The organism is Rhodococcus sp. BL-253-APC-6A1W (genome assembly GCF_012843405.1).
Taxonomy (GTDB): Bacteria; Actinomycetota; Actinomycetes; order Mycobacteriales; family Mycobacteriaceae; genus Rhodococcus.
The window spans coordinates 84028-97647 of sequence record NZ_JABAFB010000009.1 but is presented as its reverse complement, the minus strand read 5'-3'; the positions used below and the strand labels follow the sequence as shown (position 1 = coordinate 97647).

Below are 13620 nucleotides of genomic sequence, written 5' to 3'. Positions count from 1 at the left end.
GTGGCCCGAACCGTGATTTGGTCGAACGATCGTTAAACTACGGACACGGCACGCGACTGTAAAGACCCCGAGCGGTGTCCGGTCAGTCGGGCAGGCTCATGCCCGATTCGGCAATTCGTATGCGAACTTCGTCGGGGAAGACGTTGCGGAACACGAACGGATCCCGGCCCAGGACCCAACCGGGCGCGAGCGCCGTGGCGTACCGCTCGAAGTACCCGAGTTGTTTTCCGAAGAGGACGAGTTCCTCGGGGCTCGAGGTGTTCCATTTGCGGCCCAGCGACACAAGAGCGCCGATCAACTCGCTCAGACGCAACTCCCCCATGTCCCGGCCGAGCAGCGGCCCGAAGGTGTCGGCCACTTGCCGGCCCACCTCCACATCGTCGAGGTCGAGATCCGCCGCCACACCCAGCGCCCGCACACTGCGGGCCACCTCGGTGAAATCTCCCTCGAGCAGTGCGGCCCGGAACAGCGAGCGGAGCAACTCGCGCCATTTCTCGGGCAACTCGCCGACGATCCCGAAGTCGAGCAGTGCGACCCGGCCGTCGTCGAGGAGCCAGAGATTTCCCGCGTGCACGTCCCCGTGGAACGGCCCGTGGCACAGCACCGCCTCGATCCACACCTTCACTCCCCGTCGCACGAGCAGCGCGGTGTCGATACCGTCCTGCCCCGGGACGACACGGTCGAGCGGTCGGCCGCTGAGCCGTTCCATGCAGATCACACGCGGGCCGCACCAGTCCCAGTACACCTCGGGGACCGTCACGAATCTGTTGTCGCCGAAGGCCGCGATGTTGCGCCGGAACCGGTCCTGCCGGTCCGCCTCGACCGTGGCGTTGAGTTCGGTCATGGTCGCGTTGTAGAGGTCGCGGATGATCGCGGGCGTGTTCGCGATGCGAAAGAACTCGAATACCTGCAACATTCGTGCGCCGACATACGCGGCACGGAGGTCGACGAGCATACGATGCGCGATCCCCGGTCGCTGCACCTTCACCACAGCACGTCGTCCGTCGCGCAGCACGCAGCCGTGTACCTGCGCGACGGAAGCCGCGGCGAGCGGCACGTCCTCGAACGACAGGAACATCTCGTCGATCGGGTGGCCGAGATCCGCTTCGATGACCGCGCGCGCTTCGGCGGACGGAAAGGTGGGGACGTCGTCCAGCATCCGCAGGCAGGCATCCGCGAGAGCGACCGGGAACAGCCCCGGCGACGAGGCGACCAGCTGGCCGAGCTTCACGAAGGTGGGCCCGAGGTGCTCGAACGCGTCGACCGTTCCGTGCGCGGCAGCACCGACAACGCCGCGGCCACGCGGACGAACGACCCAGCGCAGTACCGCCCACAGCACGAACGTCACGAGAACGACGCCCACCACCACGGCGCGGCCGAGTTCGGCGAGCCCGAATCGGTCGAGCGGTGGCCGGTCCACCCGCAGGGCCTCGGGTGACGGGCCGCCCGAACACGGCCCCACGGGTCCGCGAGGCGAGGGGTGCGCCTCCCCCACGGTCACCTCCGATGCCTGGTCGCGCAGTGTGTGATCCTGCACCGCGTGCCCCCACTCCTTCACCGACGCGCGCACCCGACGGCGCGGCTGTGAGCACGGTACCCGGAGAGGTGCCCAGGATCGAGAGGCACGAACGCTCGAACGTGAGTTCTCGGGGTATTTCTCAGGGTATTTCTCAGGGTGTTCTGTGTCGGTACCCACGACTACCCTTTGACGGGTAGTCGTTCGGGCCGACGAATCGGAGTGGGTGCGGTATGGCAGAACAACTTCTCCCCGGTCCCCCCGGCGCTGTCGCCGACGAGACCGATTTCATGGGGCTGGCCGAGCCGTTCCGGCGCGAGCTTCTCGCCCATTGTTACCGCATGAGCGGGTCGCTCCACGATGCCGAAGACCTCGTGCAGGAAACGTATCTCCGAGCATGGCGCGGGTACGACAATTTCGGCGGTCGCTCGTCGCTGCGCACATGGTTGCACCGCATCGCGACCAACGTCTGTCTCACTGCGCTCGAGGGTCGGAAACGCCGTCCGCTGCCCACCGGTCTCGGTGCGCCCAGTTCCGACCCCGCAGACGATCTCGTGGTCCGCCAAGAGGTTCCCTGGCTCGAACCCATCCCCGGCACCTACACCGACGACGGGCGGACCGACGATCCGTCCGATCCGGCAACGATCGTCGCGTCGCGCGATTCGATCCGGCTCGCCTTCGTCGCGGCGCTGCAGCATCTGTCCGCACGGCAACGCGCGGTGCTCCTGCTGCGCGATGTCCTGCAGTGGCGCGCGGCCGAGGTTGCCACGGCGCTCGACACGTCGACAGCCGCGGTCAACAGTCTGCTCCAGCGTGCCCGCGCGCAGTTGAAAGATGCTCAGGTCACGTCCGATCGGCCGACCGAACCCGAGAGCGCGGAGGCCAAGGCCCTCGTGGAGCGGTGGGTCGAAGGGTTCGAGAAGTACGACATCGACTCGCTCGTCGACATGCTCACGAAGGACGCGATCTGGGAGATGCCGCCGTTCGACGGCTGGTACCAGGGCGCCGACGCCATCGTCACCCTCATCAAGCTCAATTGTCCGGCGAAGGGCCCCGGCGACCAGGTCATGCTGCCCACAACCGCAAACGGTCAGCCTGCGCTCGGGCTCTACATGCGCGGGGAGGACGGCGTGCACCGCCCTTTTCAGCTCCAGGTTCTCGACATTGTCGGCGGGAAAGTCGCGCATGCCACGGCCTTCTTCGCCGATGACACCACCGCCCTGTTTGCCCGGTTCGGCCTGCCGGCGTTCCCGACGACCCGAAGCTGAGACACATTTCCGCACCGTGCCCCGACCGCGCGCAGCGGCTACCCGAGACACCCGGTGATCGGTGCCCCTGATAGAGAAGGGGACATGATCACCGACGCGGCGCCGTTCCCGCTCGACCGACCCACCACGTTCACAGGCATCGGCCTGTCGATCACAGGCGACAACGAGATAGCGGTATCGCAGCCCGTCGGTCCCCGCTACCTCGACCACCGTGGACAGACGACCATCGGCTCGGTCGGTGTGCTCACCGACGTGTCCGTGGGTGCGGCTGTCGCAGTCGCGCGGTTGCACGCCACCGGTGAACGACCACAGTCCGTGATGTCCCAGATCACCGCGTCGACGGCCCACCCGTTCCCCGTCACGGGGGCAGTCTCGGGACGTGGCCGCAGCGTCTACTTCGACGACACCACCGGACTGGCAGAAGCGACCCTGTTCGACGACGACGGCAACCCCGTGATGCACCTGACCGGACGGTCGATCGTGGTGGGACGCGCACCGTCCGACGCACTTCGCGCGCCGGATGTCACTCACGCCGCTGCCACCGGCACCGAGCCCGGGCCGTGCGCGGACCCCGGCGTACTCGCCGAACTGGGTGGTCTCGAGATCGTCGCCGGTATCGCCGCGGAGACCGTGCCCCGTGGCCCGTTGGCGGAACTACTGGGACTGACCCTCACCGCCGTCGAGCACGGCACGGTGCAGGGCGAGATCGTCCCGCTCGCATGGATGGCCAATCCGATCGCCTCCGTCCACGGCGGCGTGCTCATGTCGATGGCGGAGATCGTGTCCGGTCTGGCCGCACAGACCCTCACCGGCGTCGGCGGCCGATACCGGCTTCTCCAGATCAGTGCCGACTATCTGCGTTCCCCTGCCGCACCGGGCCCTGCCGTGCAGATCAAGTCGGAGGTAACCCGCGCCGGGCGCCGCCTCGCCTCGATCGAGACGGTGATCTGCGGTGCGGACGGCACCGTGTATGTGCGTGCCCGCGCGAACGCTCAGCTCTTCCCCGGCGTCTAGGCGGTACGGCGTCGCCAGGACCGGGACCGTGTGATCACCCGGCTCGGCGTGCCGCCGCCACGGCTGTCGCGCCGAGGCGGGGGAAACGCCCGTCGGAGATTGTCGTGAACGTGTTACCCAGCCGATTCGTGACGAACGCGACCGACAGTCCCGTCTCGGGATCGGCGAAGGCCCCGGACCCGCCGAAGCCGTAGTGACCCACGGATCGGAGCGGCTGATGCCTCGAGGCAACCCAGCCCGGGTGATACCCGAGACGCCAGTTGGCCCGGATTCCGAGTACGTAATCGCGGCCTCGGGTCTGAACCTCGGTCAACTGCCGGACGGTGTCTTCCTCCAGGAAGCGGACATCGTCGATCGCCCCGCCGCAGGCGATGGCCGCGTACATCCGGGCCAGCGCCCGGGCGGTGAAAACGCCGTTCCAGCCCGGCATCACGGAATCGTGCGCCCGGGGGCTTCGCATCAACTCGTCGAATCCCTCGGCCATGCCGGCCTCGGCGATTCCACGCAGACCGGGTGTCCTGGCGAGTACCGCGCCTGCGGTGGCCCACGGGGCGGGCAGAAAATTGATCTTGGGGAAGACTCGCGCGATGCGATGACGCTGGTCCTGCGGCACCCGGTACCAGAACTCATCCATTCCGAGCGGCTCGGCAATTTCGGTGCGGACGAGTTCCTCGAACGATTTCCCGGACGCGCGCGCCGCTACCTCCGCAACGAGGTTTCCGTAGGTGACGGCGTGATAGCCGGGTCCGGCCAATCGACGCGCGTCCGGCGGCGCGGCGGCGAGCGCGGCAGCGACGGCCTCGGAGTCGAGCAACCCGAAGCGCCCCGGAACGAGTCCCCGCGCCTTGTGCAGCCCGGCGCGGTGGGACATCAGCTCACGAACGGTGATGGCGTCCTTGCCTGCGGCGGCGAACTCCGGCCAATACTGCGCCACGGGGCTGTCGTACTTGACGAGCCCTCGCTCGGCGAGGCGGTGGAGAACCGTGCTGGCGACTCCCTTCCCCGTCGAGAAGGACAGCACCACCGTGTCCCGTTTCCACCGCTTGTCGCGGGCGGCCCACCCGGCCCAGATGTCGAGAACGCATTCGCCGTGCAGGTAACACGTCAGTGCACCGCCACCTTGACCGGGCGAAAAGAACATCCGGAAGAACTGATCCGCGACCGGCATGAAGCGCGGGTCGACCACCATCTGCGTGGCCGGTATGTCGTTCTCGGTCATGCCACCCGTGCTCCTAGCGCTACCGTCGCGAACCGCTGTCCCCCGCACGATCGTAGGAGCCGCGCACCACGGGCGTGGAGGTTCTCCGCGTTCGGGTGGGCGTCTGCACCTCCCGGGGAATCGGTGTAAGGATGGAGCCCATGACCATCGCGCCACATTCGGAGATCCGCTCCGGCATCGATCTCGAACATGTCGACGAGCACGTCCGGCCCCAGGACGACCTGTTCGAGCACGTCAGCGGGCGATGGCTCGCCGAACACGAGATTCCGGCCGATCGCGCTCTCGACGGCGCGTTCCGCACGCTCGCCGACAAAGCCGAGGTCGACGTCCGGTCGATCATCGAGGAGGCTGCGGCGTCGAGCGCCGAACCCGGCACCGATGCGCAGAAGATCGGTGACCTGTTTGCGAGTTTCATGGATATCGATTCGATCGAGGCCGCGGGCATGGCTCCGATCTCCGCGGAACTGGCTGCGATCGCGGGCGCGCCCGATCGCGCTGCACTCGCGTCGGTCCTCGGCGAACTTCAGCGAGTCGGTGTCAGCGGGGCGCTCGCGCACTACGTGGACACCGACTCGAAGAACTCGCAGCGTTATCTGATCCACGTCGCGCAGGGCGGACTCGGCCTTCCCGACGAGTCGTACTACCGGGAGGAGCGGTACGCCGCCATCCGCGACTCGTACACCGGGCACATCGGCCGTATGTTCACCCTCGCCGGCCTCGACCACGACCCTGCGCGGGTGGTCGCTCTGGAGACCGCGCTTGCTGCCGGGCACTGGGATGTCGTCACACGCCGCGACGCCGACCTGACCTACAACCTGGTCACGCTCGAATCGTTGATCGCCGATCTGCCCGGGTTCGAGTGGACGGACTGGATCACGGCCACCGGTGCGACCGCCGGGCAATGGTCCGAGATCGTCGTGCGGCAGCCCAGTTTCCTCGAGGTGTTCACACAGTTGTGGACCGACCAGTCGCTCGACGACTGGAAGGCGTGGGCTGCATGGCGGGTGCTGCGGGCACGTGCCCCGTACCTTTTCTCGGCAATCGTCGACGAGAACTTCGCGTTCTACGGACGCGAACTCACCGGCGCTCAGGAGATCCGCGCTCGGTGGAAGCGCGGCGTGTCGCTGGTGCAGGACCTGCTCGGTGAGGCCGTCGGCAAGATCTACGTCGAGCGGCATTTCCCTGCCGAGGCGAAGACCCGGATGCAGGTGCTCGTCGACAACCTCACAGAGGCGTACCGGCAGAGCATCACCGACCTCGAGTGGATGAGCCCGGAGACCCGTGGGGCGGCACTGCGCAAGCTCGACAAGTTCACCCCCAAGGTCGGGTATCCGGACAGGTGGCGGGACTATTCGGCGGTGTCCATCGCTGCCGACGACCTCGTCGGCAACTACCGCAGCGGGTATGCCGCGGAGTACGACCGCGATCTCGCCAAGCTCGGCGGTCCGGTCGATCGTGACGAGTGGTTCATGACCCCGCAGACGGTCAATGCCTACTACAACCCGGGAATGAACGAGATCGTCTTCCCGGCAGCGATTCTGCAGCCCCCGTTCTTCGATCTCCACGCCGACGACGCCGCGAACTACGGCGGGATCGGTGCGGTGATCGGGCACGAGATCGGACACGGATTCGACGACCAGGGTGCCAAGTACGACGGGGACGGAAACCTCGAGAATTGGTGGACCGACTCGGATCGTGAGGAATTCGGTAAGCGCACCGCACAACTGATCGCGCAGTACGACACGTTCGAGCCGAAGGCATTGCCCGGACATCACGTCAACGGGAAGTTCACGATCGGCGAGAACATCGGCGATCTCGGCGGCCTCTCGATCGCCCTGAAGGCGTACGCGATCGCACTCGACGGCCGCCCTGCGCCCGTCATCGACGGGCTGACCGGACTGCAGCGCGTGTTCTTCGGCTGGGCTCAGGTGTGGCGCACCAAGGTCCGCGACGAAGAGGCGCTCCGCCGACTCGCCGTCGATCCGCATTCGCCGCCCGAGTTCCGGTGCAACGGGGTCGTCCGGAACATCGACGAGTTCTACCGGGCGTTCGACGTGCGGGAAGGCGACGGCCTCTACCTCGACCCGTCGGAGCGCGTGAAAATCTGGTGATCGATACGCGAAAGCCCCCATGTTCTTTCCGAACATGGGGGCTTTCGTGGTGTCGTCAGCCGAGGTGCGAGCTGGGCACCGGGACGCCGCGCGCGTGGAACCACGGGATGGGGTCGGTCTTGACGCCGTTGGGCAGCCACACTTCGTAGTGGAGGTGCGGTCCGGTGGACTGGCCGCGGTTACCCATCGTCGCGATCACGTCGCCGGCACGCACGTGCTGACCGACCGAGACCAGGGACTGGTCGATGTGCCCGAACACTCCGATCGTTCCGTCGTCCTGAGCGATGCGAACCCACAGTCCGAATCCCGTGGCCGGGCCGGTCTCGATCACGACACCGTCGGTCACCGACACGATGGGGGTACCGATCGAGTTGGCGATGTCGATGCCGTTGTGGTTGGTGCCCCACCGCGCGCCGAAGCCGGAGGTGAGAGTGCCCGCGGCGGGGAACGCCAGTGCGGGGCGACGCGCGGCCTCTTCGCGTGCGGCCTGTTCGGCTGCCTCGCGGGCGAGCCGATCGGCTTCCTCGTGCGCGATACGATCGGCCTCGGCCTGGAGGGCGGCGGCTTCGTCGGCGATCCGCTGTGCGTCACGCTCCGACGCACGCCGCAACTTCTCGGCGTAGTCGGTGGACTCGAACCCGGGGACAGTGAGGACCTGGGGTGCGGTGGACAGTGCGGTCGTCGCGATGCCCGTCCATGCCGGGCCGGTCTCCAGGCGGGACGGTCCGCCCGCGGCGTTCGCCGCTGTGGTTCCGCCGGCGGTGACGGCACCGGTCACGAGGACCACGGCTGCCCAACGGCCGACACGTGCGGCCGTGGTGAGGCCGTGGGATGCACGGGTGGCGTGGTCGAGGTGTTCCGAAGTGTGTGACAAAGCTGCGATCCCTCTTGGTCGTCCCCTGATAACGAACTGATTACGAGATCATCACGATAGCGCCGATTTTACGGATTTCCGGCGCGGCGTCTTGACACGATCGTTGTAAAAAGTGGCCCAGGTTACGAAAAAGAGATCTCTCCAGTCACACAAACCTCAGTCGGTTCGCGAGGTCTCGGAGGTTTCGGCCGAAAAGTGACCGAGGTCACGCGTCCAAGAGGTTTCAGCGCGCCCGATTCATCACTTTTTCGGCTGCTTCCCAGTGCGCGTCGGCTACCCACAGGCGAGCGAAGGCGTCGACGGCTTCGGCCGGAGTCGCCCCGTTCATCACTCGTTTGATCGACGCGGACGAGTCGTTGGCGAGCGCGCGGCCGAGCGCGCGCCACCCTTCGTCGAACGTCTCGCGCGGGAGGACACGATCGACGAGTCCCACTCGCTCGGCTTCTTCGGCACGGAGGATGGTGCCGGAACCCGCCAGCATCAGAGCTCTGCCCCTGCCCACGAGCGACGCGAGCCGTTCTGCCCCACCCCACGCGGGCATGATCGCGAGCGTGGACTGATTGAACCCGATCCTGATGTCGTCGGCGGCGACCCGGATATCCGCGGCCACCGCGACCTCGGCACCCCCGCCGAGCGCATGCCCGTTCAGTGCCGCAACGACGGGCGCGGGGAACTCCGCGATCCGATCACAGATCGCCCGCATCTGGCGCGCCATCTCGGCGGCCTCCTCATGGGTGCGCAGTTTTGCCAGTTCCTTGAGATCACCGCCCGATACGAAAGCCTTGTCGCCCGCACCTCGAATGACCAGCGCACGCGCGCCGGCAGCGGCGTCGAGAACCTTCTCGAGCTGGTCCATGGTCTCGGGCGCAATCGCGTTGCGGGCGTGGGGGCGATCGATCGTGACAATCGCCAGTCCGTCTTCGAGTTCGAGATCGACCATAGCTCTGTTCTCCAAATTGATATTGGAATTCTGGAAATCGGAGAATAACATGCTCGCATATGACCGAAGCCGACTCCGAGCGCTGCGACGCACGGCAGAGCGGTCTCACCCCTTGACCTTGGAGCTCCCACGATGCGGCAGTTGCCCCCCGAATTGGTCGAACGCTACGAGCACGAAGGGTGGTGGACACGCGAGACCATCGGCGACATGCTGGCTCGTGGCCTGAAGGCCGCCCCGGACATCGAGTTCCGGGTCCACTCCGACGTGCGGCCCTGGTCGGGAACAGTCGGTGAGGTCGAAATCGTCGCGCGTCGTCTCGCTGCAGGCCTGCGCCGGCGCGGCGTCGGCCCCGGTGACGTGGTGGCGTTCCAGTTGCCGAACTGGATGGAAGCGGCCGCCGTCTTCTGGGCGACGTCCTTCCTCGGCGCGACCGTGGTGCCGATCGTGCACTTCTACGGCCGCAAGGAACTCGGGTTCATCCTGCGCGAGTCCTCGCCCAAGGTCTTCGTGTGCGCCGAGCGGTTCGGGTACACCGAGTACCAGCCCGACCTCTGCGCCGACATCCCGATCGTCGGCGTGGTCGGGCGCGATTTCGACGACCTGCTCGACGCCGAACCCTTCGAAGGCGTTCTCCCCACCGACCCCGCGGCGCCGGCACTGCTCGCCTTCACCTCCGGCACCACGAGTGATCCCAAAGGCGTGGTCCACAGCCACCGCACCCTCGGATTCGAGACGCGGCAACTCGCCGCCCGCTATCCCGCCGACCGGGGCACGCAGCTCACAGGCGCACCGGTGGGGCACTTCATCGGCATGGTCAATGCCTTCCTGATCCCTCTGCTCGACAACTCCCCCATCAACCTGCTCGACGTGTGGAACCCCGCTCGCGCAATCGAACTCATGGAGAGCGACGGCCTGGTCATCGGCGGCGGCGCGACCTATTTCGTCACCAGCCTCCTCGATCACCCGGACTTCGATCCCGGCCGGCACCTGAAGTACATGAAGTACGCCGGTCTCGGCGGCTCGACAGTTCCGGCCGCGGTGACCCGCCGGCTCGACTCGCTCGGGATCACCGTGTTCCGGGCGTACGGGAGCACCGAGCATCCGTCGATCACGAGTTCGCTGGTGACCCATCCCGTCGACAAGCGGCTCTTCACCGACGGCTGCGTCTCACCGGGAGTCGAGATCCGCCTCACCGAGGACGGCGAGATCCTGAGCCGCGGACCGGATCTCTGCATGGGCTACACCGACCCCGAACTCACTGCCCGCATGTTCGACGAGGACGGGTGGTACCACACGGGCGACATCGGGGTGCTGGACGACGACGGCTTCCTGACGATCACCGACCGTAAGGCCGACTTCATCATCCGGGGCGGCGAGAACATCAGCGCCCTCGAGGTGGAAGAAGTACTGCTCACGCTTCCGTCGGTTGCGGAGGCCGCGGTCGTCTCCGCCCCCGACGAGCGCCTGGGTGAACATGCTGCGGCCGTACTGAGGCTTCATCCGGGGCACGCGATGCCCACGCTCGACGAGTTGCGCGAACACTTCCGGGCCTCGGGTATCGCGAAGCAGAAGTGGCCCGAGGAACTGCACGAAGTGACGGAGTTCCCCCGCACCGCGAGCGGCAAGATCCAGAAGTTCCGGGTGCGCGGGGATATTGCGGCCTCCCGCGGAAGAGAATAGTATTCTCACAACAGGAGAAGGAGGATCTATGTCACCGAAAGAATTGCCGTATCCGCTGTTCGATGCGGACAACCACCTGTACGAGACCGAGGAAGCCCTCACCAAGTTCCTCCCGGAGAAGTACAAGGGCGCCATCAAGTACGTGCAGGTCGACGGCCGCACGAAGATCGCGATCCGCAATCAGATCAGCGAGTACATCCCCAACCCCACCTTCGAGGTGGTCGCTCGTCCCGGAGCGATGGAGGACTACTTCAAGAACGGCAATCCCGAGGGCAAGAGCAAGCGGGAGATCTTCGGCAAGCCGATGAAGTCGATCGACGCCTTCCGTGAACCCGCTGCGCGTCTCGAGCTCATGGACGAACTCCAGATCGACCGCACTCTGATGTTCCCGACGCTGGCCAGCCTCGTCGAAGAGCGCATGCGCGACAACCCCGAGCTGATCCACGCGGTCGTCCACTCACTCAACCAGTGGCTGTACGAGACCTGGGGATTCAACTACAAGGACCGCATCTTCACCGTCCCGGTCATCAGCCTGCCGATCGTCGACAAGGCGATCGAAGAGCTCGAGTGGTGTGTCGAGCGCGGCGCGAAGGCGATCCTCGTCCGGCCCGCACCGGTTCCCGGCTACAAGGGTCCGCGCTCGTTCGCGCTCCCGGAGTTCGATCCGTTCTGGAAGCGCGTCGTCGAACTCGACGTCCTGGTCACCCAGCACTCGTCCGACAGTGGCTACGCACGGTACAACCAGGAATGGGACGGCACGGGCGAAGAAATGCTCCCGTTCGTCACGAACGCGTTCCGCATGGTCAGCGAATGGCGTCCGATTCAGGATGCCGTGGCGTCGTGGGTCTGCCACGGTGCACTGTTCCGATTCCCCGAGCTGCGGATCGCAGTCATCGAGAACGGCGCGTCCTGGCTGCCGCACGTGCTGCAGACCCTCGCCGACGTCTACAAGAAGGCCCCCGAGGGCTTCGGCATGCAGGACCCGGTCGCAGCGATCAAGAAGAGCATCCACGTCAGCCCGTTCTGGGAAGAGGACTTCAGCAAGCTGACGGCCCTCATCGGTGCCGAGCGCGTGCTCTTCGGGTCCGACTACCCCCACCCCGAGGGACTGGCCGAGCCGACCAGCTACATCGACCACATCCAGCATCTTCCCCTCGAGGATCAGAAGCTGGTCATGGGTGGCAATCTCGCGAGGCTGCTGAAGGTATGACCTGGCGGACCATCCCCGAGATGGTCCTCAGCACGGACGACCGCTTCGGCGATGCCGAAGCGGTCGTCGACGGGGACCTCCGGCTCACCTTCACCGAGCTCACCGCCCGCATCCGCCGGGCCGCAGGAGCATTCGCCGCGGCCGGCATCGACAAGGGTGACCGGGTAGCGATCTGGGCCCCCAACTCCGCAGAATGGATCGTCGCGGCCTTCGGGCTGCTCGCGGCGGGCGGAATCCTCGTCCCCGTCAACACGCGCTACAAAGAGGATGAGGCCGGCGACATCATCCGCCGCAGCGGAGCGAAGGCCGTGCTCGTCCAGAACGGCTTCCTCGGTACCGAATTCCGGACGCCGGCAGGAGTGCCTACGTTCGATATGAGGTCGGGATTCCTGGAGAGCGGAAATCCCTTCGCCCGCAGGCTGAGCGGCAACGATATCGCCGACATCATGTACACCTCGGGAACCACCGGACGTTCCAAGGGCGTCATGATGAACCACACCCAGACTCTCCGGATGTTCTCGGAGTGGTGCGACCTCGCCGATCTCCGCAAGGGCGACAAATATATGGTCGTCAACCCCTTCTTCCACATGTTCGGCTACAAAGCCGGCCTGATCGCGTCGATGATCCGGGGCGCCACCGTACTCCCGGTGCCCGTTCTCGATGTCGACAGAGTTCTCGAACTGGTCGAACGCGAACGGGTCACCGTACTTCCGGGCCCACCGACGCTCTACCAGTCCCTTCTGGCCGCACAGGGCACACGGGACCTCTCGTCGTTGCGTGCAGCGGTGACCGGGTCGGCAGACATCCCCGTCGATCTGATCCGGCGTATCAGCAACGAACTGCCGTTTCGAACCATCATGACCGGGTACGGGCTGAGCGAAGCCGGTACGGCCACGGCGTCCCGGCCCGGCGACACTTTCGAACAAATCGCCACCACGGTCGGGATTCCTTGTGAGGGAATAGAAGTCCGCATTGCGGACGACGGAGAAGTGCTCATCCGTGGCTACAATGTCATGCAGGGCTATTTCGACGATCCGGAGGCAACCTCGGAAGCTGTCGACCTCGAAGGCTGGTTGCATACCGGAGATCTCGGGACGCTGGACGACGACGGCCGCCTGCGGATCGTCGGCCGAAAGAAAGACATGTTCATAGTCGGTGGCTTCAATGCATATCCCGCGGAAATCGAGGGGTTCCTGCTCGAACACCCGGCCGTCGACCAGGTCGCCGTGATCGGTATCCCGGATGAGCGCCTCGGACAGGTCGCAAAGGCATTCGTCGTGTCGGCGAATCCGGTACCGCCGGAGGAGTTGCTCGCCTGGAGCCGGGAGCGAATGGCCGGGTTCAAGGCCCCTCGGGCCATCGAGTATCTCGAAGCCCTGCCACTGAACGCGACGGGCAAAGTCATGAAGGACCAATTGCGTTGATGCGCAGTGCATCCACACCCCTACAATAGAAGGAGACGGCGCGATGACCGATGAAGCTGCACTACTCGCCTTCGCCGTAAAGTGGCGCCACTGGAACGGCGGGCCCGACGAAGACATCTTCGTCACCTTCGGGATATCCCCCGAGGACTATTTCCATCGGCTACGCAGGCTCCTGACCAAACACCGCTGGAACCGGCTCGACCCGCAGGTCCTCACGGACCTCGTCCGGATCTGCGACGACCGCCTCAGCACGATCGATATCCGGTCCGGCGACCGGGCGCGACCGCGTCGCGTGTCGTCGGAGCATCCCCTCAGTAAGCTCTCTGCCTGACACATTCTCTGCCTGACACATTCTCTGCTCGAC

Annotated in this window: 11 protein-coding genes; 7 read left to right on the top strand and 4 right to left on the bottom strand. The window is 66.0% G+C overall.

The window, feature by feature from the left end; translation table 11 throughout:
* Positions 1-82: 82 nt before the first annotated feature.
* Complete coding sequence (locus HF877_RS15420) at positions 83-1501, bottom strand: AarF/ABC1/UbiB kinase family protein (RefSeq protein ID WP_346765193.1); 1419 nt, start codon at positions 1499-1501, stop codon at positions 83-85.
* Between the two features lie 248 nt (positions 1502-1749).
* Here HF877_RS15420 and HF877_RS15415 point away from each other — a divergent pair, with 248 nt between their 5' ends.
* Positions 1750-2784 carry a sigma-70 family RNA polymerase sigma factor gene (locus tag HF877_RS15415; protein ID WP_169622065.1) on the top strand — a complete coding sequence of 345 codons (1035 nt, stop codon included), beginning with the start codon at positions 1750-1752 and terminating at the stop codon, positions 2782-2784.
* Between the two features lie 84 nt (positions 2785-2868).
* A complete protein-coding gene (locus tag HF877_RS15410) occupies positions 2869-3798 on the top strand; it encodes a PaaI family thioesterase (RefSeq protein ID WP_169622064.1) in 930 nt (309 codons plus the stop codon).
* A gap of 34 nt (positions 3799-3832) precedes the next feature.
* Here the strand turns inward: HF877_RS15410 and HF877_RS15405 are convergent, their stop codons facing one another.
* Complete coding sequence (locus tag HF877_RS15405) at positions 3833-5017, bottom strand: serine hydrolase domain-containing protein (protein ID WP_169622063.1); 1185 nt, start codon at positions 5015-5017, stop codon at positions 3833-3835.
* Positions 5018-5157: 140 nt separating this feature from the next.
* Between HF877_RS15405 and HF877_RS15400 the strand changes: the two genes are divergently transcribed.
* Complete coding sequence (locus tag HF877_RS15400) at positions 5158-7128, top strand: M13 family metallopeptidase (RefSeq protein ID WP_169622062.1); 1971 nt, start codon at positions 5158-5160, stop codon at positions 7126-7128.
* A gap of 55 nt (positions 7129-7183) precedes the next feature.
* On the opposite strand, the gene HF877_RS15395 is transcribed toward HF877_RS15400, so the two are convergent.
* Together HF877_RS15395 and HF877_RS15390 are read right to left on the bottom strand one after the other, a co-directional pair.
* Positions 7184-7915, bottom strand: coding sequence for a M23 family metallopeptidase (locus tag HF877_RS15395; protein ID WP_296550747.1), 732 nt, complete (start codon positions 7913-7915; stop codon positions 7184-7186).
* A 310-nt stretch (positions 7916-8225) separates the two neighbouring features.
* The gene (locus HF877_RS15390; RefSeq protein ID WP_169622060.1) at positions 8226-8942 is read right to left on the bottom strand and encodes an enoyl-CoA hydratase/isomerase family protein; all 717 of its coding nucleotides are present in this window, start codon (positions 8940-8942) and stop codon (positions 8226-8228) included.
* A gap of 132 nt (positions 8943-9074) precedes the next feature.
* Here HF877_RS15390 and HF877_RS15385 point away from each other — a divergent pair, with 132 nt between their 5' ends.
* Genes HF877_RS15385 through HF877_RS15370 form a run of 4 tightly spaced genes read left to right on the top strand, consistent with a single transcriptional unit; the run spans position 9075 to position 13587 of the window.
* A complete protein-coding gene (locus HF877_RS15385) occupies positions 9075-10622 on the top strand; it encodes an AMP-binding protein (protein ID WP_169622059.1) in 1548 nt (515 codons plus the stop codon).
* A 28-nt stretch (positions 10623-10650) separates the two neighbouring features.
* Positions 10651-11832: an amidohydrolase family protein gene (locus HF877_RS15380; protein WP_169622058.1), complete on the top strand. Its 1182-nt coding sequence runs from the start codon at positions 10651-10653 to the stop codon at positions 11830-11832.
* Positions 11829-13256 carry a FadD3 family acyl-CoA ligase gene (locus tag HF877_RS15375; RefSeq protein ID WP_169622057.1) on the top strand — a complete coding sequence of 476 codons (1428 nt, stop codon included), beginning with the start codon at positions 11829-11831 and terminating at the stop codon, positions 13254-13256. The genes HF877_RS15380 and HF877_RS15375 overlap by 4 nt, the downstream gene beginning before the upstream one ends.
* Before the next feature lie 43 nt (positions 13257-13299).
* Positions 13300-13587 carry a DUF3263 domain-containing protein gene (locus tag HF877_RS15370; protein ID WP_169622056.1) on the top strand — a complete coding sequence of 96 codons (288 nt, stop codon included), beginning with the start codon at positions 13300-13302 and terminating at the stop codon, positions 13585-13587.
* Positions 13588-13620: the final 33 nt, after the last annotated feature.

Coding starts and splice junctions, on each gene's coding strand:
- HF877_RS15375 (WP_169622057.1), top strand. CDS start 11,829: ATGACCTGGCGGACCATCCCCGAGATGGTCCTCAGCACGGACGACCGC.
- HF877_RS15405 (WP_169622063.1), bottom strand. CDS start 5,017: ATGACCGAGAACGACATACCGGCCACGCAGATGGTGGTCGACCCGCGC.
- HF877_RS15400 (WP_169622062.1), top strand. CDS start 5,158: ATGACCATCGCGCCACATTCGGAGATCCGCTCCGGCATCGATCTCGAA.
- HF877_RS15385 (WP_169622059.1), top strand. CDS start 9,075: ATGCGGCAGTTGCCCCCCGAATTGGTCGAACGCTACGAGCACGAAGGG.
- HF877_RS15390 (WP_169622060.1), bottom strand. CDS start 8,942: ATGGTCGATCTCGAACTCGAAGACGGACTGGCGATTGTCACGATCGAT.
- HF877_RS15370 (WP_169622056.1), top strand. CDS start 13,300: ATGACCGATGAAGCTGCACTACTCGCCTTCGCCGTAAAGTGGCGCCAC.
- HF877_RS15410 (WP_169622064.1), top strand. CDS start 2,869: ATGATCACCGACGCGGCGCCGTTCCCGCTCGACCGACCCACCACGTTC.
- HF877_RS15380 (WP_169622058.1), top strand. CDS start 10,651: ATGTCACCGAAAGAATTGCCGTATCCGCTGTTCGATGCGGACAACCAC.
- HF877_RS15415 (WP_169622065.1), top strand. CDS start 1,750: ATGGCAGAACAACTTCTCCCCGGTCCCCCCGGCGCTGTCGCCGACGAG.